22 protein-coding genes are annotated in these 24,326 nt (G+C 70.7%); 6 read left to right on the forward strand and 16 right to left on the reverse strand.

Annotated features, from left to right (window positions below; genetic code table 11):
- Positions 1 to 39: 39 nt before the first annotated feature.
- Both AB0I69_RS00460 and AB0I69_RS00465 read right to left on the reverse strand, forming a co-directional pair.
- Positions 40 to 399: a DUF779 domain-containing protein gene (locus tag AB0I69_RS00460; RefSeq protein WP_363093225.1), complete on the reverse strand. Its 360-nt coding sequence runs from the start codon at positions 397 to 399 to the stop codon at positions 40 to 42.
- On the reverse strand, positions 315 to 791 hold the full coding sequence (locus tag AB0I69_RS00465; protein WP_363093226.1) for a hypothetical protein: 477 nt from the start codon (positions 789 to 791) through the stop codon (positions 315 to 317). Before AB0I69_RS00465 ends, AB0I69_RS00460 begins: the two co-directional genes overlap by 85 nt.
- A 134-nt stretch (positions 792 to 925) precedes the next feature.
- On the opposite strand from AB0I69_RS00465, the gene AB0I69_RS00470 reads away from it, so the two are divergent.
- The 3 genes from AB0I69_RS00470 (at position 926) to AB0I69_RS00480 (ending at position 5,435) form a co-directional block, all read left to right on the forward strand.
- Positions 926 to 2,854: a protease pro-enzyme activation domain-containing protein gene (locus AB0I69_RS00470; protein ID WP_363093227.1), complete on the forward strand. Its 1,929-nt coding sequence runs from the start codon at positions 926 to 928 to the stop codon at positions 2,852 to 2,854.
- 414 nt (positions 2,855 to 3,268) lie between these two features.
- Entirely contained in the window at positions 3,269 to 4,060 is a 792-nt protein-coding gene (locus tag AB0I69_RS00475; protein ID WP_363093228.1) for a methyltransferase, read from the forward strand.
- 22 nt (positions 4,061 to 4,082) lie between these two features.
- Entirely contained in the window at positions 4,083 to 5,435 is a 1,353-nt protein-coding gene (locus AB0I69_RS00480) for a salicylate synthase (protein ID WP_363093229.1), read from the forward strand.
- Positions 5,436 to 5,617: 182 nt separating this feature from the next.
- Here the strand turns inward: AB0I69_RS00480 and AB0I69_RS00485 are convergent, their stop codons facing one another.
- The 4 genes from AB0I69_RS00485 to AB0I69_RS00500 all read right to left on the reverse strand — a co-directional run bounded on the left by AB0I69_RS00485 (position 5,618) and on the right by AB0I69_RS00500 (position 8,153).
- Positions 5,618 to 5,854 carry a GDP-mannose 4,6-dehydratase gene (locus AB0I69_RS00485; RefSeq protein ID WP_363093230.1) on the reverse strand — a complete coding sequence of 79 codons (237 nt, stop codon included), beginning with the start codon at positions 5,852 to 5,854 and terminating at the stop codon, positions 5,618 to 5,620.
- A 90-nt stretch (positions 5,855 to 5,944) separates the two neighbouring features.
- A complete protein-coding gene (locus AB0I69_RS00490) occupies positions 5,945 to 6,442 on the reverse strand; it encodes an ATP-binding cassette domain-containing protein (protein ID WP_363093231.1) in 498 nt (165 codons plus the stop codon).
- Positions 6,439 to 7,380, reverse strand: a complete 942-nt coding sequence (locus AB0I69_RS00495; protein ID WP_363093232.1) for a DUF6282 family protein — start codon at positions 7,378 to 7,380, stop codon at positions 6,439 to 6,441. The genes AB0I69_RS00490 and AB0I69_RS00495 overlap by 4 nt, the downstream gene beginning before the upstream one ends.
- Positions 7,381 to 7,487: 107 nt before the next feature.
- Positions 7,488 to 8,153: a GntR family transcriptional regulator gene (locus AB0I69_RS00500; protein WP_363093233.1), complete on the reverse strand. Its 666-nt coding sequence runs from the start codon at positions 8,151 to 8,153 to the stop codon at positions 7,488 to 7,490.
- Between the two features lie 121 nt (positions 8,154 to 8,274).
- Here AB0I69_RS00500 and AB0I69_RS00505 point away from each other — a divergent pair, with 121 nt between their 5' ends.
- On the forward strand, positions 8,275 to 9,093 hold the full coding sequence (locus AB0I69_RS00505) for a DUF1932 domain-containing protein (RefSeq protein WP_363093234.1): 819 nt from the start codon (positions 8,275 to 8,277) through the stop codon (positions 9,091 to 9,093).
- A gap of 44 nt (positions 9,094 to 9,137) precedes the next feature.
- Here AB0I69_RS00505 and AB0I69_RS00510 read toward each other — a convergent pair whose 3' ends face one another.
- From AB0I69_RS00510 to xylB, 9 genes are all read right to left on the reverse strand, one after another.
- Positions 9,138 to 9,467: a hypothetical protein gene (locus AB0I69_RS00510; RefSeq protein WP_363093235.1), complete on the reverse strand. Its 330-nt coding sequence runs from the start codon at positions 9,465 to 9,467 to the stop codon at positions 9,138 to 9,140.
- Positions 9,468 to 9,578: 111 nt separating this feature from the next.
- A complete protein-coding gene (locus tag AB0I69_RS00515; RefSeq protein WP_363093236.1) occupies positions 9,579 to 11,522 on the reverse strand; it encodes a hypothetical protein in 1,944 nt (647 codons plus the stop codon).
- 262 nt (positions 11,523 to 11,784) lie between these two features.
- Complete coding sequence (locus AB0I69_RS00520; RefSeq protein ID WP_363093237.1) at positions 11,785 to 13,308, reverse strand: aldehyde dehydrogenase family protein; 1,524 nt, start codon at positions 13,306 to 13,308, stop codon at positions 11,785 to 11,787.
- A gap of 143 nt (positions 13,309 to 13,451) precedes the next feature.
- Positions 13,452 to 14,729: a GAF domain-containing protein gene (locus AB0I69_RS00525; RefSeq protein ID WP_363093238.1), complete on the reverse strand. Its 1,278-nt coding sequence runs from the start codon at positions 14,727 to 14,729 to the stop codon at positions 13,452 to 13,454.
- Between the two features lie 184 nt (positions 14,730 to 14,913).
- Complete coding sequence (locus AB0I69_RS00530) at positions 14,914 to 15,513, reverse strand: N-acetylmuramoyl-L-alanine amidase (RefSeq protein WP_363093239.1); 600 nt, start codon at positions 15,511 to 15,513, stop codon at positions 14,914 to 14,916.
- Between the two features lie 19 nt (positions 15,514 to 15,532).
- Complete coding sequence (locus AB0I69_RS00535) at positions 15,533 to 16,546, reverse strand: acetamidase/formamidase family protein (RefSeq protein WP_363093241.1); 1,014 nt, start codon at positions 16,544 to 16,546, stop codon at positions 15,533 to 15,535.
- Positions 16,543 to 18,045, reverse strand: a complete 1,503-nt coding sequence (locus tag AB0I69_RS00540; protein WP_363093242.1) for an APC family permease — start codon at positions 18,043 to 18,045, stop codon at positions 16,543 to 16,545. Before AB0I69_RS00540 ends, AB0I69_RS00535 begins: the two co-directional genes overlap by 4 nt.
- 200 nt (positions 18,046 to 18,245) lie before the next feature.
- Positions 18,246 to 19,478, reverse strand: a complete 1,233-nt coding sequence (locus AB0I69_RS00545) for an ROK family transcriptional regulator (protein WP_363093244.1) — start codon at positions 19,476 to 19,478, stop codon at positions 18,246 to 18,248.
- Between the two features lie 28 nt (positions 19,479 to 19,506).
- Positions 19,507 to 20,952: a xylulokinase gene (gene xylB, locus AB0I69_RS00550; RefSeq protein WP_363093245.1), complete on the reverse strand. Its 1,446-nt coding sequence runs from the start codon at positions 20,950 to 20,952 to the stop codon at positions 19,507 to 19,509.
- A 185-nt stretch (positions 20,953 to 21,137) separates the two neighbouring features.
- Here xylB and xylA point away from each other — a divergent pair, with 185 nt between their 5' ends.
- Together xylA and AB0I69_RS00560 are read left to right on the forward strand one after the other, a co-directional pair.
- Positions 21,138 to 22,304, forward strand: a complete 1,167-nt coding sequence (gene xylA, locus AB0I69_RS00555) for a xylose isomerase (RefSeq protein WP_363093246.1) — start codon at positions 21,138 to 21,140, stop codon at positions 22,302 to 22,304.
- 300 nt (positions 22,305 to 22,604) lie between these two features.
- Positions 22,605 to 22,874: a hypothetical protein gene (locus tag AB0I69_RS00560; protein ID WP_363093247.1), complete on the forward strand. Its 270-nt coding sequence runs from the start codon at positions 22,605 to 22,607 to the stop codon at positions 22,872 to 22,874.
- Positions 22,875 to 22,897: 23 nt separating this feature from the next.
- On the opposite strand, the gene AB0I69_RS00565 is transcribed toward AB0I69_RS00560, so the two are convergent.
- Positions 22,898 to 24,241, reverse strand: a complete 1,344-nt coding sequence (locus AB0I69_RS00565) for an esterase-like activity of phytase family protein (RefSeq protein WP_363093248.1) — start codon at positions 24,239 to 24,241, stop codon at positions 22,898 to 22,900.
- Positions 24,242 to 24,326: the final 85 nt, after the last annotated feature.

Consider the following 24,326-nt stretch of genomic DNA (forward strand, 5'->3'; position numbering starts at 1 on the left):
CAGGGGAAGTGCATCAGATGACGATGGCCGACGGGGCGGCTAGCCGCCGACTACACGGGAACGGGTGAGAAAACGCACCCCCTCGGGTGCCTCCAGCGAGAAACCGCTGCCGCGGCCTGCTACGACGTCCACGATCAAGCGCGTGTGACTCCACAGCTCGTACTGGTTGCGCGCGATCCAGAACGTCACCGGCTCCGGGACGCCCTCGACCTCCAGCTCGGCGAGCAGTACGTCCGAGCCGCCGGTGCGGAACTCGCCCTCCGGGTAGCACATGGGCGCACTGCCGTCGCAGCAGCCGCCCGACTGGTGGAACATCAGCGGGCCGTGCTGTGCGTGCAGTTGGCGCAGCAGGTCGGCCGCCGCGGGGGTGAGTTCGACGCGCGGGGTGTTCTCGTCCATGTCAGCCGTCCCCAGGAAGCCGGATGCGGGTCACTGGGCCTCGCCGGCCCGGTGACCCAGCCCACCACACGCAAGGTTGCGAGAGGGTTGCGCGTCCATTCGGCCCGCAGTGCGGTAGCCGTGCGGATGCGTGCCGCCCACCCGGCCGGCAGCAGCGAGCCGAGGACGACACCGCCCAGCACACCGAGTCCGGCGACGCACACCAGCATCAGGGTCAGCAGTGCCGTGAGCGAGTCTAGGACGGTGTCGGTGCCGTTCGAGTACTTGGTACTGGTCGCGCCGACTCCCAAGGGCTTCAACTCGGCGTCGAGCGCGGTGACATACGCGTCCGTGTCCGTGCCCGGCTTCAGATCGACGTACTGGACATGGGGGAGTTGCCGTTCCGGAAACACGCTGTGTGCGTTCGGCCGCAACCGGGCGTTCGCGGACCGCGTCGTAGGCGGGTGGGATCGGTGGCGGTGGGGCCGCTGTGCTTTGCAGACGGGCGGAAGCATCAATGAGCGGGATTCTTCGCACAGGGGCCGTGATGGCAGTCTGTGCGGCGGTGGTGGCTGTCGGCGGGGTGGCGGGGGCGTCGGGTTCCGCGCGGACGGCGTCGGTTGACGTGGTGCCCGGGTCGGTACCCGCCGCGGTGGGCACCGCCACGCGGGTGGGAACCGCGCCCGCGTCGCAGCGGCTGACGGTCCAGGTGTGGCTCGGGCCGGACGTGACGCACGCTGCCGCGTCCGCGGACGCGGTGGCTACGCCGGGCAGCCTCGAATTCCACCACTACCTGAGCCCGGACGCCTACACCGCCAGGTTCGGCCCTTCCGCCGCGCAGGCCAGCGCGGTGGCGGCGTGGCTCACCGGCAAAGGGCTGACGGGGGTCCAGGTCGACGGCGGTCGCGACTACGTGTCGGCGACGGGGCCGGTCGCGGCGGTCGAGTCGGCCTTCCAGGTGCGGATCGGGCGGTACCGGACCAGGGATGCCGCAAGCGGGTCTGCCGGCCGCTCGTCAGTGTTCACCGCGAACGACCGAGAGGTGTCGGTGCCCACCTCGCTGGCCTCCGTCGTGCTGGGTGTGACGGGGCTGAGCAGCGCGTCCGCCGCGTCGCGGAGCACCACGACGTCGGTCCCTCAGAGCCGCGCGGCGGCCAAGCCGGCGACGTGCTCCCGGTACTGGGCGCAGCACGCACATGCCCTGCACCCCGCTTACCGGGGGCTGACCCGGGTCTCGCTGCCGGTGTGCGGATACTCCGCCGCGCAGCTCCGCGCCGCCTACGGGGCGACGTGGCGGGACACAGGCAGGGGCCAGACCGTGGCGCTGACCGAGAGTGCGTCGCCGACCGCGATGTTCCGGACGTTGACGGCGTATGCCCGCAGCAACCGCCTGCCGCTGCCGAAGCGTTCCCAGTTCCGGCAGATCCGGGCCGGAGCCTGCGAAGCGTCCTCGGCGGCGGTGGACCGTGCGGCGCAGTCGCCCTCTGTGGACGTCGAGGCGGAGATGGACTCCGAGGCCGTGTACGCCATGGCGCCGAGCGCGAACCAGGTGATGGTGGTGGGCGACGGCTGCGACGAGGACCAGGCGTTCCTGAACGCGGCTTCGGCCGTGCTGACCGGGGACGGCCACCACCCCTTGGCCTCCATCGCGTCGAACTCGTGGCAGATCCCACTGGGATCGGTGTCGCCGCGGATCGTGCACGCCATCGACGTGCGGGCCGCGGCCGAGGGGGTCGGCATGTACTTCGCCTCCGGCGACACCCCGGGCCTCACTGTCACCGACTCCGACCCGTACGCGGTGGCCGTCGGCGGTACGACCCTGGGCATCGGGGCCGCGAACAACCGGGTGTTCGAGACCGGCTGGTCCGACGACTTCGGCTCGCTGAGCAGCGGCCGGTGGACCGACCTCGGCGTCAGCGGAGGCGGCGGGGGCGTCAGCGACGTCTACCGGCAGCCGTCCTACCAGAAGGGCGTCGTCCCGGCGTCGATGGCACGCGTCAAGGTGGCCCACAAGACGGTGCTCGGCCGGACCGTACCCGACATCGCCGCCGACGCCGACCCCGACACCGGCATGCTGACCGGCTACACCGAGACGGACAGCCACGGGAACCCAGGGCCCTACCGCACCGTGCCGAGCGCCGGCACCAGCCTGGCCACCCCGCTGGTCGCGGGCCTGGTCGCCGACGCCCAACAGGGCCAGAAGTCGCCCTACGGCTTCATCAACCCGCTCTTCTACCGGCTGGCCCGCACCCACGCGTTCCACGACGCCCTGCCCATGAACACGTCCACGCCGCAGCACAACCGGGCCGCGTACATCGCACCCGACGACACCTCCACCAGCGCGAACGTCGACGTCTTCGACGCCCAGAAACGCTCCGACACCCAACAGGTGACCGCCAAGGGCTACGACACCATGACCGGCATCGGCACCCCGAACGGTGCCGCTTTCGTCGCAGCCCTGCGCCGCGGCCGGTGATACACCCCGGCAGATCCGGCCACCGGGGTGCAGTCGGCGAGTGAGGTCATGCGCCGGGGCGATGGCGGCGTCGGCGGCCTGCAGCGCGGCGCCGCTTGCGGCCACCACGTGTGCGTGGGTCCTGTGCCGGTAGCAGCAGGACCTCGATCAGCGTGCCCATGCCGGTGCCCTGAAGCCGGGCGCTGAGTGGGTTCAGGCGGCTCGGGTGGCTCGCCGTCTGGCGGCAGCCCTACGAGAACTGGGCCTGGCCCTTGATCGATCCTGGGCGTTCAGTCCTGGGCGAGCGTGGGCGTAACCCCCTGCCCTCGCCACAGCCGACGGCGCACGCCTCCAGGCCGGACGTGACTCCGTACGCCGTATCGGTCGATGCACCACGTGGGGACAAAATGGACCATACCCACGGGAGGTTGCGTCATGGGCCACTACGCCCTCGACAACGTGGCTGCGCAGACAGCCGACCGATTCCTCGCCCTGGAGACCTGCTACGACCCGGTGACCCGGGCGCATCTGGCAGCGACGGGGCTGGGGCCCGGGTGGTGCTGCCTTGAGGTCGGTGGAGGCGGTGGCTCAGTGGGTACCTGGCTGGCCGAGCAGGCCGGCCCGGAGGGCAGGGTCACGGTCACCGACATCGCACCGGACCGGATGGCCGACGCACCGCTGCCCGACAACCTGCGGGTGATCCGGCACGACATCGTGCACGACCCGCTTCCCGAGGATACGTACGACCTGGTGCACGCCCGACTGGTGCTGCTGCACCTCCCCGAGCGGCTCGACGTGCTGGCCAGGCTGGTGCGCTCGCTGCGGCCGGGCGGTCGGCTGGTCCTGGAGGAGTTCGACTGCCGGTGGACCCCGGTCCTGGCCGCTCCCGACCCCGCGGCGGCTGACCTGTTCCACCTGGTGCACGACGCATTCCTGGCCCGGCTCGCCCACGCCGGAGCCGATGTCCAGTGGGGCAGCCGGATATACCAGGCGCTGCGCGATGCCGGACTGCACGAGGTCGCGGCGACCACCTACAGCCAGGCATGGCCCGGCGCGAGCCCGGCCATCGCCCTGCACCGGGCCAACTCTGTCCAACTGCGCGGCGAACTCCTCGACTCGGGCATCAGCGCACAGCAACTCCAGGACTTCTGGAACCTGTTGGAGAACCCCGCCTTCGCCGTCTCCTCCTACCCGCTCACCACCGCCAGTGGCCGCCGGGCCCCCTGAACAGCCCCCAGGAGACAGCTCCATGTTCACCGACACCGAAACCACCTCGTACCGGGAAGTGCGCCTGCCCGCGCCGGAGGACCCCCTGCGCGCCGTCACCGCACTGGCCGGATCCGGCCTGTTCGACCAGTACGTCGTCTACGAGAGCGAGGCCGAATGGTCGTTCGCCGGCGGCCGGCTGGCCGACCTGCGGGCGTCGCGCACCGGTGCCGTCGTGCGGCACGGAGGCGACAGCACCACCCTGTCCGACGACGAGAACCTGTCGGCCACCGTGCGCGGCTTCCTGGCCGCCGTGCCCGTGTCCGGATGGCGCGCCTATGGCTGGGCCGCATTCGAACTCGCCTACCTCAACAGCGAGTTGGCCCCTTTGGCCGGGGACGACGTACTGCTGCACCTGCTCATCCCGCACACCGAGGTGCGGATCACCGCTCAGGACGTCCTGCTGCGCTCTGCCGACGAGGCGACCCTGGAGCGGGTGGCCATGACGCTGCGCGACCCGCCCGACGTGCCATCCGTCCCCTCGGTCCGCTTGGAGGTGCCGGTCGAGGACACCGGCAACTACCGCGCCGTCGTCGCCGCGGCCGTTGCCGCGATCCGCGCCGGCGACCTCCAGAAGGTCATCCTGTCCCGCGTCCTGCCGGTTCCCGAGCCCGTCGACCTGATCGCCACCTACGCAGCCGGACGCGCCGCGAACACCCCGGCCCGCTCCTACCTGTTGAACCTCGGGCGGATCCGGGCGGCCGGCTTCAGTCCCGAGACCGTGGTCGAGGTCGGCGCGAACGGACGCATCGCCACCCAGCCGCTGGCCGGCACCCGCGCCCTGACCGGCAGCCCGGCCCAGGACCTGCGTCTGCGTGCCGATCTGCTCACCGATCCCAAGGAGATCTACGAGCACGCGGTCTCCGTCAAGACCGCCTGCGACGAGCTCTCCGCGCTGTGCGAACCCGGCAGCGTCCAGGTCGGGGAGTTCATGACCGTGCGCGAACGCGGCACCGTCCAGCACCTGGCCTCGACCGTCACCGGCCGGCTGCCCGCTCCTGCCGACACCTGGCACGCCTTCGACCGCGTGTTCCCGGCCGTCACCGCGAGCGGCATCCCCAAGCCCGCCGCCTACCGGCTCATCCACGACCTGGAGAACCAGGAACGCGGCCTCTACGCGGGCTCGGTCCTCACCTGCGACCACCTCGGCCAGATGGACGCCGCCCTGGTCCTGCGCACCGTCTTCCAACACGCGGGCCGCACCTGGCTGCAGGCCGGAGCGGGCATCGTGAGCCAGTCGCTCCCCGAACGCGAACACGAGGAAACCTGCGAAAAGCTCCGCAGCGTCGCCCAGTACCTCGTCCCCGCGGACGAACCCGGCCAGGTCTGCATCTGACGCCGACATGTCCGTCGAAGGAGTCCCGTGCGCGTCAAGGCTAGGGACAGCAGCAAGGCGGTGGACGATGAGTCCGGGTCAGGAGGGTGTCGTAGCCGGTGGGGAGCATGTCGATCGGGGCCGCTCGGTGGCCAACTTCGTCACCCCGTAGGGGGAAGAGGGCCGGGCCGAACCGTTCTCCCTCAGCAGCCCGCGCCCTCGATCACGGCTGCCAGCGGCATGACGGCCAGATCGCCGGGGGCGAAGGTGAAGGCGTCCGTGCCGAGGCAGGGGGCGAGTTGATCGGCTACGGCGGGGTCGTGCGCCGGGTCCCGCCGGTCCACGCCGCTCACATGCCGTCCCTCGGCGAGCAGTGCCTCCGCGAGAGGGGAGCCGATGAACCCGGCCACGCCGGTGGCCACCACATGTCTGCCGATCATGGCAGAGCCATCTTCGCCTCGATCATCCACTCCCACCTACCGCCTCGCGCAGCGCGGGCAGCCCGAGTTCCTCCTCGCTGACCTCCGCCCTCAGCACCCGGGAACAGCCGACGGTGCGCGCACCTCCGGGCCGCCGGCGAGCATCCGGGCCAGGCTCGCCCGGCGTCGCATACCGCCGGACAGCTCGCGCGGGTAGTGGCGACCGAAGCCGGTGAGGCCGACCCGCTCGATGAGATCCGTCGCCCGCTCCCGCCGCTCCTTCGCCTCAACGCCCTTGATCTCCATGGGCATTTCGACGTTGCGGCGGACGTCGCGCCAGGGCATGAGGGTGTCGGACTGGGTGAGGTAGCCGACCTCGGTGCGCGGTCCCGTCACCGGCTGGTCCCGGAACCTGACGACACCCGAAGTGGGCGCCATGAGCCCGGACATCACGTTCAGCATGGTCGACTTGCCGCAGCCGCTGCGGCCGAGCACCGTGACGAAGCGTCCTTCCTCGATCTCCAGGCTCAGGTCGCGCAGCGCCACGATCCCAAGGTCGTCCTTGACGAACTGCTTCGTCAGGTCGCGGACTTCGAGGACGCTCTTCACCGGACCGGCTCCGCCCCGGCGAGCCGGCGGGTGTTGTGCACCGCCATGGTCCGTATCTCCCGCTCGGTGAAGCCCGCGGCGAGCAACCGGTCGGCGAGCAGCGGCAGGCCGTCCTCCACAGGAGGGTTGAAGGGCTGGCCGAGATCGCTGGAGAGCACGGAGTGCTCCGGGCCGACCGCCCTGATGTTCTCCAGCCACAGGTCCCAGGAGACCTTGCCGGTGTACGGGGTGGTGAAGCACCGCTCCAACAGGGCGCCCCGGGCGGCGAGTTCACGTTGCCGCTCGACACCCACCCGCTGGGAGGTGAACTCAGGGTGGGTGACCACGATCAGGCCTACGCCCTCCTCCACCGCGGCGTCCACGACGACGGCGATCTCGTCGGCGCCGAGATGGCCGGTGGCCAGCGTCATGTCGTGCGCCGCGATCACCCTGAGCACCTGACGGGTGATCTCCAGCGCCTTGCCGTCGGGCCCGACCACCTCGACCGGGTCCGCGGCCATGCCGGCGGCCCGCAACTCGTCCTGGAGTTGGACCCACATGGGTGGCGTGGCGCCTTCCGGATCGTTCGCCGTACAGGCTCGCTGGTTCGCGCTGTCGACGGTCGGCAGCCAGACGAACTGCGCGCCGCCCCGACCGGCGATCTCCACGGCGACCGGATTCATGCCCCCTACCGAGGCGTTGAGGGTGATCGCCCCGACCGCGCCGAAGCCGGGCACCGCGCTGCGCACCACCCCGGCCCGTTCCGCCGTCGGCACGTAGTGCGACTTGAGCACGAACCCGCTGAGGCCGACTTCGGCGAAACGGGACGCGAGGGTCAGATCGTCGACCCGGCGCTTCATCAGGTCGGGTGCGATGTGGACATGGATGTCGTAGGCCCCCGCGACCAGGTCGCGGGCGAGGTTCGACGGTGTCGGATGCGTGGCTGGTCGGTCGGTCATACCCGCCCTCCCTGTTGCCAATTTGGTGACCCAGATTGTTAACAGTTGGTGAGAAGGCGTCAATGGGTTGCGCAACAGCGGTGACTGTGAGGTTTTTTGACGGATCTTCAGGTGAGTGCGGTAGGCGCGCTCGCGTCGCGGAGGGCTTCGATCACACTGCCCAGGTGGCTCCGGGCGGTCCGCTCCGCGGCGACCGGATCGCGACTGCGGATGGCGTCGATGATCGCGAGGTGCTCGGGCAGCGAGACGTACGGCCGCCCCGGACGCAGGGCGAGCCGGAACTGGTGCCGCACGGACTGGCCGCGCAACCGCTTGATCACGCTCCCGGCCGTGCCCTGCCCGCTCATCTCCACGATGCGCCGGTGCAGTCGGTTGTTCAGCCCCGAATACGCCATGACCGCCCCCGTGCCGACCGCCGCGATCATCTGCTCGCGGATCTCGCGCAGTTCGTCGATCTCCGCCTCGGCCACCCGCTGCGCGGCCTTGGCGGCGCACAGCCCCTCGACCGCCATCCGGACCTCGGTGATCTCGATCGCCTCGGCCGGCGAGACGGCGCGCACCCGGGCGCCCCGATGGGGGACGCGTTCCACCAGCCCTTCGTTGTCCAGTTGGAGGAGCGCGGAGCGCACGGCCCCGCGGCTGACCGAGAACCGCTCCGAGAGATCGGCCTCCACGAGTCGTTGGTCCGGTACGTAGTCCCCGCTCACGATCGCCGCACGGATGGCCTCGACGACCGAGGCTGACTCGAACGGGTCTTTTCGGGTAGCGGGCACGTGGTCCTCTTCCGTTTGCGGACAGCTCAATTGGCAACGATATTGTTGTCAATTTTGCACTGTGCTGTGGCTGCGCCGAAGACGGCGGGCAGGACGGAAACCGAGGAGAGGGGGAGCGCCCATGAGTTCCACGAGTTCCACTCCGGTCCAGGGCCCCCACATCGCCGTACTCGGCCTTGGAGAGGCGGGCGGCGCCATCGCGAACGATCTGGTGGCCGCGGGCGCACGCGTACGCGGCTACGACCCGAAGGTCCCGGCACCCCCGGGCGTGGTGGACACGGGCAGCGAGGCGGAGGCGGCCCGGGGCAGCGACCTCGTGCTGAGCGTCAACAGCGCCTCGGCCGCCGTGGACGCCCTCCGAGCGGGCCTCGCCGGCACGCCTCCCGGCTGTCTCTGGGCCGACCTCAACACAGCCTCTCCCGCGGTGAAGCGTCGGCTCGGCGTGATCGCCGAGGAGGCCGGGATCGACTTCGTCGACGTGTCCTTGATGGCGACCGTGCCCGGAAGGGGCCTGCGGACGCCGATGCTCGTCTCCGGCCCCGGAGCCCGACGGTACGCCGAGTTGCTCCGTCCGCTCGGCGCGCGAGCCGACGTCCTCGACGGACCGCCAGGGCTGGCCGCCGAACGCAAGCTGCTGCGCAGCGTGTTCTACAAGGGCCTGGCGGCGGCCGTCGTCGAGGCGCTCGAAGCGGCCAGGGCCGCGGGCTGCGAGGACTGGCTGCGCGAGAACATCGCCGAGGAGCTGACCCGCGCGAGCGCCGCGACCCTGGACCGACTCGTCGAGGGCAGCCACCGGCACGCCGTACGCCGGACCGTGGAGATGCAGGCCGCCGCCGACATGCTCGACGACCTCGACGTGCCCCCGCTGATCGCCACGGCCAGCAGGGACCTGCTGCGTCGGCTGGCCCGGGCGGTGGAGTCACCCGGGCCGCCGCAGTGACGGTCCGCGCGGAGCGGGACGGGCTCAGCTCTTGCCGGGACGAGTCACCCACTTCCCGTCGCCCCAGCCGCTGACCGTCTCGTACCCGGAGCGGAAGGATAGGAGAGGCTGGCGGCCTCGCCGTAGAAGCGCTCGACGATGTCCTGGGCGACGACGGCGAGTTGGTGCTCCGACTTGCAGCCGAAGCCGACCTTCAGGGTCGGGTCGGTGCCGAACAGGCCGGAGCTCATGGTGGTGCCGTAGTGGCCTTGGTTGTCCTTGGCCACCGCGAAGGTGCCGCTGTCGGCGGCGGCGAGGACGGTCGCCGAGGCGATCTGCATGGGGGCGCCGGAGATGCCGCCGAGATCGAGCGCGGCAACGCCGGTGCAGTCCATGGCGGTTGCGATGCTGGTAGCGGTGGTGGTCGCGTCCGCTTTCGCGGCGCTGCGCCGGGCGCGCGGGCGGGGATGGATGACGTCACGGGGGGTCTCCAGATCGTCCTGGGGTCACTGCGCGACGGTGAGGGTGAGCGCCCCGCTGTAGGTGGCGCCCGGGGTGAGAGCCGTGACCGTGCCGTCGACGGTGAGGGTGAGGCGCTTGCCGGAGGGTGCCCGTACCGCCGCGTCCGCGTCGACGACCAGCTTCGTCAGGTACGACGTGCCGGTGACCGTCCAGACCGATCCGGCGCCCAGCTTCACGATCACGCCGTTGTTGACCGTGGGCTTCGGGGTGTTGGTGACGTGGTTGATCTGCCGCCAATCGGCCGAGGTGATGGTGGAGACCGCGTGCCGTGACGTCGAGGAGGAGATGACGCCCTCGACGCGGCTGCGGCGGAAGGTGGCGACCAGGTTCTTGCCGGTGCGCATCGCGTTGTAGAAGTCGCCCGACAGGGAGATGTCGGTGAAGGAGGCGGTGGCGTCGGCGGTGTGCTCCGCGGTGGTGTCGAAGCCCGTGTCCCTGGCCGGATCGCCGGTGGGCTCGGTGTAGACGCCGGTCATGGAACCGGGGTCGTCGGTCTCCATGATCTGCACGAGGACGCCGTTGCCCGCGTGCAGGCGGGCGTCCTGCGAACCGTCCACGACGATCGACATCTGCTTCCCCTTGTCGAGGAACATCGTCTCGGCGGTGGTGAAGCGGGTGCCGCCGCCGACCGTGACCGAGCCGCCGTCGCCGCTGTGCCACATCACGCCGAACCCACGGGAGTCGACGACCGACGGCCGTGGCTCGATCGCGGCCAACTCGCCCTCGCTCAGCCGCAGATCCGCCTCCGTGTTCAGCGCGGCCACGGCCTCGCGGGTGCTGTCGGCGAAGGCGACGGAGCCGCCGGTGGAGATGGCGGCGAAGGTGGCCACGTCGAAACGGGTACCGAGGAAGACGTCCTGCTGGCTGCCACCGTCCGCGTAGGTGCCGTAGCCGGAGTCACCGGTGATGGTGACGGTGGAATTGACCGCAGTCAGCACCGAGTTGCGTACGGAGTCGGTGGACAGGACACCCCAAGCCTCGGAGGAAACACGGGAGTTGAGGTAGGTGGCCGTGGTGTTCTCGCCCAGGACGTTGGTGGCGCGCACGTTGCCGGACAGACCGAGCATCCACGGCACCGTCATCATGTCGGCGCCGAAGCCCGGTTCGTAGTCGGCGGGCAGCACGCCCTCGTGGGTGCGGATGCGGGAGTTCTTGACGATCACGTTGGCGCCGTCGCGGGCGATGAGCCCGGTGCGCACCGCGCCCCGGTTGTCGATGTCCGCGCCGTCCACGACCAGCCGCGTGCCGGTCCCCGCGCCGGTGACGGCGGCGCCGTAACTCGCGAAGTCCAGACGGCCGTTGCCGTCGAAGGCGATCCGAGGGCCCTCCAAGGTGTACGAGGCGCCGTCGGCGACGAAGAAGCCGTTGAACGCCTCGCCGGTGGAGGTCAGGGTGACGTTCTTCGCGTACGCGTCGGTGAGGCGGCCGCCTCGCACGTTCGAGAGCACCGAGTTCTCGGTGACGACGCCGTCGGCGCCGACGTAGACACCCTGACGCAGGTGGAAGGTGGCGCCCGCGAAGGACTCCAGGTGCTCGACGGCCGGGGTGAGGACGACGGCACCGCGGTAGACGCCCGCCGCGATCAGCGTCCACCAGCCGTACGTGCCGTCGAGGACGGAGCCCGTCTCCACACCGTCCACGGTCAGGGACAGGCTGTACCCCTCCGGGGCGGTGAGGACGGCACCGTCCTCCACGACGAGCTCGTCGAGCCGGGTGATCGCGGCGACCTCCCAGGTCTCCCCGGAGGCAACGGTCTTCCTGCGCAGGGCTGTTGCGGCCGGTGTCGCCGCGTGTGCGGTGCTCGGTGAGAGCAACGAGGGTGCCGCGACGATGCTCCCGACGGCGATCAGCGCGCGCACCCGCGACCGCATCGTCACGCCGCGCTCCGCGAGGGCCTGCTCCCTGGTGTGGGTGGTGACTTTGGACATGCACAACTCCCTTGCCGCCCATGGCTGTTCATGGGGCGATCGATCGAGGCGGTGTGGGAGGGAGTGAATCAGCGCCCCTGAAGCCGCAGAAGTGCGTGGCTCCTGTGAATCCGCCGACGGGGCATGGCAATTCGGGATACGAGCCATTTCGGGGCCGGACCGACGCACGGCAGGCCGTTCGCTACGACCGCGACATCCGCCGCGGTCGCAACGAAAAGCGCCTGACGCTGAAAGCCAACGTCAGGCGCCCTTTGTCGTTGCTCTAGAAGAAGCCCAGCTTCTTCGGCGAGTACGACACGAGGAGGTTCTTCGTCTGCTGGTAGTGGTCCAGCATCATCTTGTGGTTCTCACGGCCGATGCCGGACTGCTTGTACCCGCCGAACGCCGCGTGCGCGGGGTACGCGTGGTAGCAGTTGGTCCACACCCGGCCCGCCTGGATCGCCCGGCCGGCGCGGTACGCCGTGTTGATGTCGCGGGTCCACACACCGGCGCCGAGACCGTACAGCGTGTCGTTCGCGACCTTGATGGCGTCGTCGAAGTCGTCGAACGACGTCACCGAGACCACCGGCCCGAAGATCTCCTCCTGGAAGATCCGCATCCGGTTGTCGCCCTCGAAGATCGTCGGCTGGACGTAGTAACCGCCCTTCAACTCGCCGTCGTAGTCGATGCGTTCGCCGCCCGTGAGGACCTTCGCGCCCTCCTGCCGGCCGATGTCCAGGTAGGAGAGGATCTTCTCCAACTGGTCGTTGGACGCCTGGGCGCCGATCATCGTGTCGGTGTCGAGGGGGTGCCCCGGCTTGATCGACTCCGTGCGGGCGATGGCAGCCTGGAGGAAGTCGGAGTAGTGGCCGCGCTGGATCAGCGCCCGGGACGGGCAGGTGCACACCTCGCCCTGGTTGAGCGCGAACATCGTGAAGCCTTCGAGCGCCTTGTCGAGGAAGTCGTCGTTCGCCGACGACACGTCGTCGAAGAAGATGTTCGGCGACTTGCCGCCGAGCTCCAGCGTGACCGGCTTGATGTTCTCGGAGGCGTACTGCATGATCAGCCGCCCTGTCGTGGTCTCGCCGGTGAAGGCGACCTTCGCCACGCGCGGACTGGACGCCAGCGGCTTGCCCGCCTCGACGCCGAAGCCGTTGACGATGTTCACCACGCCCGGCGGCAACAGGTCCGCGATCAGGCTCATCCAGTAGTGGATGGACGCGGGGGTCTGCTCGGCGGGCTTGATGACGACCGCGTTGCCCGCCGCGAGCGCCGGAGCCAGCTTCCAAGTCGCCATCAGGATGGGGAAGTTCCACGGGATGATCTGCGCCACGACCCCGAGCGGCTCGTGGAAGTGGTACGCCACCGTGTCGTCGTCGACCTCGCCCAGCGAACCCTCCTGTGCCCGGATCGCCCCCGCGAAGTAGCGGAAGTGGTCGATGGCGAGCGGGATGTCGGCGGCGAGGGTCTCGCGGACCGGCTTGCCGTTCTCCCAGCTCTCCGCGACCGCGAGGGGCTCAAGGTGCGCCTCCATCCGGTCGGCGATCTTGAGCAGGATGTCGGAGCGTTCGGTCACCGACGTGCGGCCCCAGCCCGGAGCCGCCGCGTGCGCCGCGTCCAGCGCCCGCTCCACGTCCTCCGCGGTGCCGCGCGCGATCTCCGTGAACGGCAGCCCGTTCACCGGGGACGGGTTCTCGAAGTACTGCCCGCGAGCCGGCGGCACGTACTCGCCGCCGATGAAGTGGTCGTAGCGCGCCTGGTAGGAGACGATCGCGCCCTCGGTGCCGGGTGCCGTGTAACGGGTCATGCTGGTGTGCCTCCCGGAGCAGCGCTGCCCGCCGTTGGGCAGCTCTCGGCGCGAGGCTAGGGAGCGGGACGTTGCATGTACGTTGCGCCGGTGTCCCGGTTCCCGGCCGGATCCCAAGTGCCTTGGCCCAAGGGTGAGTTGCGTCAGCGGCTCGCCGGGCGCGACCAGATGGCCGGTGCCGCCAGCTCGGACTCCAGTGCGGCGAGGCGGGAACGCACCGGTGCCGTCGGACGAATCGCCGCGAGCGCCCGCCATACGTCGAGGTCGTCCTCGCCCCACGGCGCGTGCGCCCAGTCCGCCAGCAGATCGGGATCGCGGCGGGCGATCAGCGCCGTACGCAGGCCGTCCGCGAGGCGGGTCCTCAGCCGGACCACCGCCGGGGCCTGCGAACCGGGCAGCAGCGGGCCCGTGTACGCCGCCGCGGCTCTCGTGACCGCGCCCCCTTCCAGCCGCCGTTCTACGATCGCCACGTCGGACTCGACCGGCAACGTGAGCCGGTAGGGACGCGAGGCCAGCAGGCCGGGGCCCAACAGCCTGCGCAGCCTTGCCAGTTCGGCCCGCAACGTCACCGGTGGCACCGACTCGTCCTCGTACAGCGCGCACAGCAGCTCGTCGCCGGACAGCCCTTCAGGATGCCGGGCCAGCAGCACCAGGATCTCGCTGTGCCGACGGCTCAGCCTCATCTTGCGTCCGCCGACACACAGTTGGGCCTCGTCCCGGCCCAGCGCGGTCAGCTCCGGTCCGTCGACGGAGGTCTGCTCCGGGGCGAGCAGCGCCAGTTGGGACTCGGCGGCGCGCGCCACCGCCTGGACGAAGCCCAGGCTGTGCGGATGCGCCAGCCCGTCCCCACCGGTGATGTCCACGGCACCCAGCACCCGCCCGGTGCGCGGATCGTGCACCGGAGCCGCCGCGCACGTCCACGGCTGCACCCGCCGGATGAAGTGCTCGGCCGCGAACACCTGCACCGGCCGGTCCACGGCGACGGCCGTACCCGGCGCGTTCGTACCGACCGCGCTCTCCGCCCAGCGCGCCCCCGGCACGAAGTTCATCAGGCCCGCCTTCCGCCGGGTCGCCGGATCCCCCTCGACCCACAACAGCCTGCCCTGCGCGTCGCACACCGCGAGCAGATGCGCGCCGTCCGCGGCGAACGTGCCCATCAACTCCCGGATGAGAGGCATCACCCGCGCCAACGGATGCTCCGCGCGATAGACCCCCAGGTCGCCGTCCGTGAGCTCCACGTCCGCCGTGCCCTCGGGCCCGACACCGGCCCGTGCGGAACGCCGCCAGGAATCGGCCACCACCGACCGCACCGGCTGCGGCACCGTGCCCGCCAGGGCGAACGTCTCGTGCGCCCGGCGCAGCACCCGCACCCGCTCGGCAGGGTCGGCCCCCGGCTCCAGGGCCACCCATGGATCGGTCAACTCGACCTCCCGGAAGGCGATACAGCGGCGCCGGCACCGCGATACAGCGGTGACACGACCGCGATACGGCGGCGAAACGCCTGCGGACATCGTCACTCCGGGGAAGGGTACGGACAACCGTTTCGACCGGGGACGATCCGAACGAGGCGCATCCCGTTCGGGTCAGGCACGGACCAGACTCGGATCAGGCGAGATTGACCAGCCTTATGTAGCGCGCCCAGTCCCAGTTCGGCCCCGGATCGGTGTGGTCGGTGCCCGGCACCTCGTAGTGCCCGATGATGTGGTCCCGGTCCTTGGGAAGCCCGTACTTCGCGCAGATCGCCGCCGTGAGCCTGGCCGACTGCTCGTAGAGCGCGGCGGTGAAGTACGCGGGCTGATCCACCCAGCCCTCGTGCTCGATACCGATGCTGCGGGTGTTGTAGTCCCAGTTCCCCGCGTGCCAGGCGATGTTGGCCTCCCGCACACACTGCGCCACATGCCCGTCGGCCGATCGCACGAGGTAGTGCGCGGACACCTTCTTCTTCGGATTCTGGAAGATGGACAGCGTCGAGGGGTACGTCTCCTGGGTGACGTGGATGATCACGTAGTCGACGGAATAGGCCGTGGGGCGGTTGGACGCCGTGTAGTTGGAGGAGGTCGCCGGCTGCCACTCGGCCGACGGATAGTCGACGGCCTGCGGCTGTGCGTCGGCCTGTGAGGCGGGGAGTAACGCGTAGGGGACGGCAGCGAGGGCGGCGCCCTTCAGGAGCCATCGCCTGCTCGGGAGCGGTTTTGCCCGTTCCATGGTCGGGTTGCCTTTCGGTTCAGTGCCGGAGGGCCGAAGCGGTCTCACGCAACCGCGCGTGCAGCCCGCGGTGAGTTTCGCGCGCGGGCAGCCATTCCTTCCGGATCTTCGCCACACAGGTGTAGTTCGTGTCGCACACGTTGGCCAACGGCGATTCGACCGCCTGGGTCGCGAATTGGTAGGCGTCCAGTTCACTGAACCCGTAGTCGCGCACCAGCCACCGCACCAGGTCCAGCTGGGAGATCCGGAACGCGTCCTCCAACGGGCGTGCCGAACCCGTCGAGATGATGTGCGTGTCCGACTCGATGCGCGGCCAGGGCGTGGCGACCCCCTTGAGCAGCTCCACGATCACCACGGTGTTCATCGCGCACTCGACGGCGACTCCGCAGGTCTCGCCCTCGCCCTGCCGGGCGTGCCCGTCGCCGAGGCTGAGCAGCGCGCCCTCCACGTTCACCCCGAGATAGCAGGTGACCCCGGCCCGCATCTCCGGCGTGTCCATGTTCCCGCCGTGCGCGTCGGGCACCAGCGCCGAACGCACCTCCAGGTTGGCGGGGGCCACGCCCACCGTGCCGTGCATCGGGTCGAGGGGCAGCTCGATCTCGATGTCGCTGTCCCGCGCGCGGAACAGCGCCGTACGGCGGGTCCGGTCCAACTGCCAGATCCAGACGGTCTCCGGAAGCGGCGGCTGGAGTGTCGCCGTGGTGTGTGTCGAGGTGAGCGCGCCGAAGAGGGGAACCGTGGTCGAGGCCGCCCAGTCCCGTGCCGGTTCGATCGACACGAAGTGCACGGCGACCGTGTCGCCCGGCTCCGCACCCTCCACATGGAACGGGCCGGTCTGCGGGTTGAGGAACGGGAACTCGCACACCTCGGACACCAGGTCCTTCTCGGACCGTACCCGTCCGGCGAAGCAGTCCTCCGTGTACAGGTCGAGGACCGTGCCGGGCGCGATGCGGGCGATGGGCGGGGCGCCGCCGAACGTCCAGGCGTACTCGCCCGGTTCGGGCCGCACCGTCAGGATCCGGGGGTCGTTCATGGCTGTACTGCTCCGTTCTGCGGATGACCGGTTGAGGCGGATTCGTCGAGATGGACACGGGCGGTTTCGGCTATTCGCTCGGGGTGGCGTCGCAGCAGCACGAACAGCACCACGACCCCGGCCGCCATCCAGACGCCGACGACGGGTCCGGCGTAGGACACGGGAGCTGTTAGCTCGGTCACGAAGTCGAAGACCGGGAGGCCCGCCGCGGTGAGCAGGGCGGGGACGAACGCGACGATCCCGAGAAGGGGGACCAGCAGGTGCCGTACCGGCTTGAGCAACTCGCGCCTGCGGCGCAGGAAGTAGCCGGCACAGGCCAGGTTCACGACGATGTAGACGCCGATGACGACGGTGACGATCACCGTGGCCAGGAGGAGGAACGCGGTCACCGGGTCGTAGCCGAGGCCGAGTCCCAGTACGGCTCCCACCGCGACGACGGTCTGCACGGCGATTCCGGCGACGGGGGAGCGGTGCCGTGGGTGCAGTGTGGCCAGGACGCGGGGGAGTACCCGGATGCGGGCCAGGGCGAAGGCGGTGCGCGTCGAGACGGTGGCGCACGCGTTGGCGTTGGCGATCGTCGAGTTGACCACGGCCAGGAACACCAGCACCCAGAACAGTCCGAAGGATGCGCGTGCCACCCCCTCCCAGGACGCGGCGCCGGAGGCACCGAATCCGCTGAAGCGGTCCGGCCCGAAGTACACCGTCATGGCGTAGGTCGTCAGTACGTAGAACAGGCCGATGCCGAGGGCCGCGCCGAGCACCGCGCGGTGCATCGTGCGGCGTGGGTCACGGGTCTCCTCGGCGAGCGGTGCCGCGGCCTCGAATCCGGCGAACGCGAGCACGGTGTAGACCGAGCCGGCGAAGACCCCACCCAGACCTGAATACTCCTTCGCCGTGTGCGAAGTGCCGAACACCGACAGGGTGTTGTCGCCGCCCGCCTTGCCGATCAGCCAGATGGCGAACACCAGGAAGACCAGGATCTCGAAGACCCCGAGGACCGTCCCGAAGCGGGCGGAGGCGCGCGCTCCGAACCAGCCCGCCGCCGCGATGATCGCGGCGCCCGCGAGCGCCCACGGCCACCACAGGTTCTCCGGATACGAGGGCCATTCCTGGTGCAGGGTGCCCGCTGTGGTGAAGCCCAGTTGGAGGAGCAGCAGTGGCGGGACCAGTGCCTCCACGAAGACGTAGCCCCAGCCGACCAGGAAGCCGACGGCCGGATGCAGTCCCTGCGCGGCGTACGTGGCGACCGAGCCGGCGGCGGGCAGCTCGCGGGCCAGCTCGGCCACACAGGAGGCGGTGAACAGGCAGGCCACCAGCGCGATCAGCACCGACAGCGGCAGACTTCCGCCCGCGAAAGCCGCGCCCGACGGGATCGACGCGGCGACCGCGGCGGCCGGCGCCATCGCCGTGACGCTCTGGAACAGCACCTCACGCAGCCCGACGGCATCCCGCCGCAGCTCCCCAACCGTCTCCGGCCCTCGAACTGTCTCCCCCGACACGTGAATCCCCCCTCGGCCACCCGCGTTCACATCCACACCCGCACACCGTCGTCACGACACGACGGCTGCGCCTCGCGTGAATCACGGTACGGCGCTTGCGGGTTGGGCAGTAGGGCGTGGCGTGCTTCCGTGGACGACGGCGGAACTGTGGAAAACCCGGCCACTCGGACGAGTGACGGTCGAGTGAAGTCGGCTGTGTTTCAGGCCTGTTCGGCCACGATGTCCCCAGCCCGTTCGGCCACCGCCGCCGGATCGTCCAGGACGGCCCGCACCACCGAGTGCGCGGCGCCCAACAGCGGACCCTCGGGCCCCAGCCGTGACACCGACACCGGACAGGCGGGCCCCGCCGTGCGTCGCGCCAACTCGGCCTCCAGCGACGGCAGTAGCCAGGGTGCGAGCCCGGACAGAGCGCCGCCGAGCACCACCAACTGTGGATCGAGCAGGTTGACCGCGCCGGTCAGCGCGATACCGAGCGCCGTACCGGCGTCGTGCAGGGCGCGTCGTACCGCCTCGTCGCCGTCGGCGGCGCGCGTCGCGAGGAGCCCGACCCGGTCCGCGCCGGGCTCCAGACCGGCGGCACGCAGCACCGCCTCCTCGCCCGCGTACTGTTCGAGGCAACCACGCCCGCCGCACGCGCACTCCGGCCCGTCAGGACGCACCGGGACATGCCCCAACTCGCCCGCGAATCCGCGGGTTCCGCGCAGCAGCCCCCCATCGACCACGACCGCGGCGCCGATGCCGATCTCGGCCGACACATGAAGGAAGTCGCGCGGAGTGGTCTCGCCCAGCCAGAGTTCGGCGAGCCCGCCGAAGTTGGCCTCGTTGTCCACAGTGGGCGGGAGTTCGGCGGGGAGCAGGGCGCCGAGATCCGTGTCGTGCCAGTCGAGGTTCGGGGCGCGGACGACGGTACGGCCGTCGCGTGCCACCAGACCGGGTACGGCGACCGCGAGCCCGGCCGGCCACAGGCCCTCCGCGTCCGCCTCGGCGACGACCTGACGTACCAGCGCGGTGAGTTCCGCGAGCACCGGTTCGGGGGAGCGACCGCGGTTCACACCGTGTCGCACGGCCCGGGCCCGTATCTCGCCGCGCAGATCGACCGCGCAGACCGCGAGGTGGTCGACCCCGACCTCCGCGCCGATCCCGGCCGGACCGCGCCCGCTGACGGCGAGCGCCGATCCGGGCCGGCCCACCCGGCCGGGCCGCTCGGGGCCCAGCTCTTCGAGCAGGCCCGACCGGATCAGCTCGTCCACCAGCGTCGACACCGCCGCACGGGTCAGCCCGATGCGCGAGGCCACTGCCGCACGCGACAGCGGACCCTCGGCGCTCACCGCGTGCATCACCCGGGCGAGGTTGCGGCGGCGCATGCCCTGCTGGGTGTCGGGCAGGGCGCGGCCGGGCCCGGCGGGGTGCGCCTCGTGCAGCGGTGCGGTCATGCCTCCGTCAGTCCTCGGTCGGTGTGTGTCAACGGGCTTCCGGCCGCCGTTCGAGCAGCGGAGCCGCGTCGGAGAGTACCCCGGAGATCCTCGCCAGCGTCTCCTCGTCGCGCTCCACGGCGTCCAGCACCGGCCCGGCGGCCGTGTTCCAGCGCCGGGCGACCGCAGCCGGGTCCTCGCCGGTCAGCAGGCCCGCGGCCTGCGCAGCGGCACCGAGCGCAACCAGCTCCTTCGCCTCCGGCACCTGCACCGGACGCCCCGACAGCCGCCGTACGGTCTCCTGCCAGGCGGTGCCCCGGGCGCCCCCGCCGATCAGCAGCAGGGGCGTGGTGCGGTCCGCGTCCTCGTCGAGGACCAGGTCGAGCGCGCCCAGCAGCGCGTGCACGGCACCGTCGTATGCGGCCTGGAGGAGCTGGCCGCCGGTGGTGTCGTGGCGGAGGCCGTGCAGCAGGCCCGAGGCGTTGGGCAGGTTCGGGGTGCGCTCGCCGTCCAGGTACGGCAGCAGCGTGACCGAAGTGCCGGGCTCCACGGCTTCCCGGTCCAGGCCGAGCAGGGCCGCGACCCGGTCGACGGCGAGGGTGCAGTTCAGGGTGCAGGCCAGGGGCAGCCAGTCGCCGTGCGCGTCGGCGAAGCCCGCGACCGTGCCGGACGGGTCGGCGGGGCGGTGCTTCGACACCGCGTACACCGTGCCCGACGTGCCGAGGCTGAGCACGGGGACGCCGGGGCGCAGCCCGAGACCCAGCGCGGCGGCGGCGTTGTCGCCGGTGCCGGGGGCGACCAGGGTGCCCTTCGAGAACGGCAGGTCGTGGCCGTCGCGCACCGTGCCCGCCACCTCGCCCGGCCGTACCACCCGGGGCAGCAGCGCCGGGTCGAGCCCGACATGCCGGAGGATCTCCTCGTCGTACGACTCGGTGCCCGAGGCCCACCAGCCGGTGCCGGAGGCGTCGCCGCGATCGGTGGTGCCCTGCCCGCTGAGCCGCTCGGTGAGGTAGTCGTGGGGGAGACGTACGGCCGCGGTGGCGCGCACGGCTTCCGGCTCGTGCTCGGCGAGCCAGGCCCACTTCGTGACCGTGAAGGAGGCGCCGGGCACGCTGCCGGTGCGCTCCGCCCAGGCCTTCGGACCACCCAGCTCCTCGATCAGACGACGGGCCTGCGGCGCGGAGCGCACGTCGTTCCAGAGCAGCGCCGGGCGTACCGGCTCGCCCTGGGCGTCCAGGGTGACCAGGCCGTGCTGCTGGCCGCCGATCGACACGGCCGCCGCCTCGTGGGCCGCGTCCCCGCACTGGCGCAGGGCCTCGCACAGGGCGTCCCACCACTGGCGGGGATCGCTCTCCCGGCCCGCCCCCGAGGAGACGGTGTGCGGCGCCTGGCCACTCGCGACGATCTGTCCGGTGGACACGTCGACGACCAGTGCCTTGGTGGACTGGGTGGACGTGTCCACGCCGACGACGAGCGGACCCTCGGCTGCTGACATCGGGCTCTCCCTTTTTTCCGCGGCTCCGCGGGCTCTGACCTGGTGTTCTCAAGGCTGTCCGGGGTGCGGTGACCCGTACCCCACTCTTTCAGGGACACCTTGTCCCTTCCCAGAGCTGCGTGTGCATACTAATTTGTAAACCGCCATGACGAAATAGTCGCAGCGAAGCAACAAGGAGCCGCGTCATGAACTACCAGCCCACCCCCGAGGACAGGTTCACCTTCGGCCTTTGGACCGTCGGCTGGCAGGGAAGGGACCCGTTCGGCGACGCCACCCGCCGTGCCCTCGACCCGGTCGAGACGGTGCAGCGCCTGTCCGAGCTCGGCGCCCACGGTGTGACCTTCCACGACGACGACCTGATCCCCTTCGGGTCCTCGGACACCGAGCGCGAGTCGCACATCAAGCGCTTCCGTGAGGCCCTCGACGCGACCGGCATGAAGGTGCCGATGGCGACCACCAACCTCTTCACGCACCCGGTCTTCAAGGACGGCGCGTTCACCGCCAACGACCGTGACGTGCGCCGTTACGCCCTGCGCAAGACGATCCGCAACATCGACCTGGCGGTAGAACTTGGCGCCGAGACCTACGTCGCCTGGGGCGGCCGTGAGGGCGCCGAGTCCGGCGCCGCCAAGGACGTGCGCGTCGCTCTCGACCGCATGAAGGAGGCCTTCGACCTCCTTGGCGAGTACGTGACCGACCAGGGCTACAGCATCAAGTTCGCGATCGAGCCCAAGCCGAACGAGCCCCGCGGCGACATCCTGCTCCCCACCGTCGGCCACGCCCTCGCGTTCATCGAGCGCCTGGAGCGCCCGGAGCTCTACGGCGTCAACCCCGAGGTCGGCCACGAGCAGATGGCCGGGCTCAACTTCCCGCACGGCATCGCCCAGGCCCTGTGGGCGGGCAAGCTCTTCCACATCGACCTCAACGGCCAGTCCGGCATCAAGTACGACCAGGACCTGCGCTTCGGCAACGGCGACCTGCGTGCCGCCTTCTGGCTGGTCGACCTCCTGGAGAGCGCCGGTTACGCCGGCCCGAAGCACTTCGACTTCAAGCCGCCGCGCACCGAGGACCTCGACGGTGTGTGGGCGTCGGCCGCCGGCTGCATGCGCAACTACCTGATCCTCAAGGAGCGTTCGGCCGCGTTCCGCGCCGACCCGGTGGTCCAGGAGGCGCTGCGCGCCTCGCGTCTGGACGAGCTGGCGCAGCAGACCGCGGCGGACGGCCTCAAGGCGCTGCTCGCGGACCGCTCGGCCTTCGAGGACTTCGACATCGAGGCGGCCGCCAAGCGAGGGATGGCCTTCGAGCAGCTCGACCAGCTCGCCATGGACCACCTCCTGGGAGCACGCGGCTGACCGCACGCACGCGTGCGTCACTCAAGTCGCCGACTGTGACCGGCCCCCGTGCGGAATGCTCCGGAATCATGCGATCCATGGCATGAGCCCGTATCAACCACCGCGCGGGGGTCGCGTCATGACCTTCACGAGGCGACTCTTGACGGTATGGCCATGCCGCCCGTACCGCCTCAACCGCCCGGGCCACCGGGCGCCACCCCGCCTCAGGGAGGCGGCTTCGGACCGCCTCCCGCAGACTTCGGGCACGGATCGGGAGGGGACTACGGGGACTACGGACCGCCTCCCCGCAGGCGCCCCCGATTGCTGTTCATCCTGCTCGCCGTGATCGTGGCCGCGGGAGTCGTCGTTGCCGTCGTCGCTGTGCTGATGACCTCCGGGGGGCATGACTCACCGGACAAGAAGTCGCCCGCGGCGAGCACGAGCCGGAGCCCGTCCCTCACCCTCCCGACGAAACTCCCCAGCAGCCTGCCGACCAAGCTCCCGACCGCGCCTCCGTCGAACCTCCCCTCGGAACTGCCGAGCGGGGTTCCCAGCGACATCGGGTCCCTGCTCCCGTCCCTGTTCGGTTAGCCGCCTCAGGAGCCGACGGACGCTCAGATGCCGTGCGGCAGCTTCAGATACACCACGGTCGTCTTGATGCCGCTGTCGATCAGGCGCCCCTGCGCGTCGAACGCGCCCGCGCCGTCCGTCATCCCGAAGTCGTTGTCATTCACGAGGGCGAGCGTGCCGTGGTCCACGCGCGCGATGCCCTCGATCTTCTGCGGCACCCCGGAAACAGTCCCCAGGTCGACGACGAGCTTCTTGGCCAGCACCGGGACACCTGCGGCGGCCGGGTCGTCGAGCTGCTCCAGCGACGGGGACGTCGTGTCGTCGTCGTAGGGTCCGCCCAGGATGTTCGACTTGTGCCCCAACTTGACCAGTTGGAGCCGGGCCGCCTTGTCGGTGCGCTCCTCGACCAGCAGCCGGTCGTCGCCCACGGCGACCACCGAGGAGATCTTGAGTTCGGAGGTGTCGTCCTCGCTGGGGTCGACCACGTTCACCGGGTCGAAGCGGTACGCGTACTCAGCCGTGACTGCCTTCCGCTTCGGCGAGAAGCGCAGCAGACGGGTGTTGAGCGACGCGTCCCCGGCGTCCCCGTCCGGCAGCGACAGCGGGCTCTGCAGGGCCATCACCAGGTCACCGCCGGGCAGTTGGGCGAGCCCCTCGAAGCCTCGGTTGATCTTCCGGTGCAGCAGGACGGCCGGCAGCGCCTCCACCACCGGGTAGTCGGCGCCGGTCAGGTTCAGCCCCTTGGGCACGTACCGCGTGAGCACCTTCCCGCGCGCGGAGACATGCACCAGGGAGGGCCCGTACTCGTCGACGAGCCAGAACGAGCCGTCCCCGGCCCGCACGATGCCCTCCGTGTCCAGCCCGTTCGGGTTGTACGACAGCGCCGTCTGTGCGTTGTAGGAGTACGGCGCCTCGTCGCGTCCCTGCTGGTTCGGCAGCCCGGTGACCGCCTTCCCGGAGGACGTGGTGATCGGGATGGCGTCCAGGACCTTCACCGTGTCCCCGGAGACACGGACCTTGACGATCGCCGGGTCGAAACCGGGCACGGGGAAGGTACGGCGCTTCGTCCCGCTCACCTTGATCTGGCCGTTGGGCCCGCGGTCGGTGATCGTCCAGTACTCGCCCTTGCGGCCGGCTGGGTAGATGTCGCTGCCGATGCCCCCGAGGTCCACTCCCCGGTCGTTGTCCACCGTCCCGGGCAGCAGCGCGTTGCTGAACGCGCCGAGCGGGATGTCGCCGAGCGTCGCCGTACGCGTGACATGGGCCGCCTCGTCCCCGGAGGGGGCTCCGGCGGCCGTACCGGCCGCCATGAGGGCGACCACCATGGCGAGCGGAACACCCGCCGCGACGGGACGGACGCGGCGCCGGACGGGGGCGTGCGGGGACATCGGACCTCCTGAGGACAAATTCGTTGACAGCGGCCAGAGTTGGTCCCCATGAGGAACTGCGTTCGGCGGCCGGGTGAATCCAGGG

The organism is Streptomyces sp. NPDC050508, assembly GCF_040655155.1.
Lineage (GTDB): Bacteria > Actinomycetota > Actinomycetes > Streptomycetales > Streptomycetaceae > Streptomyces.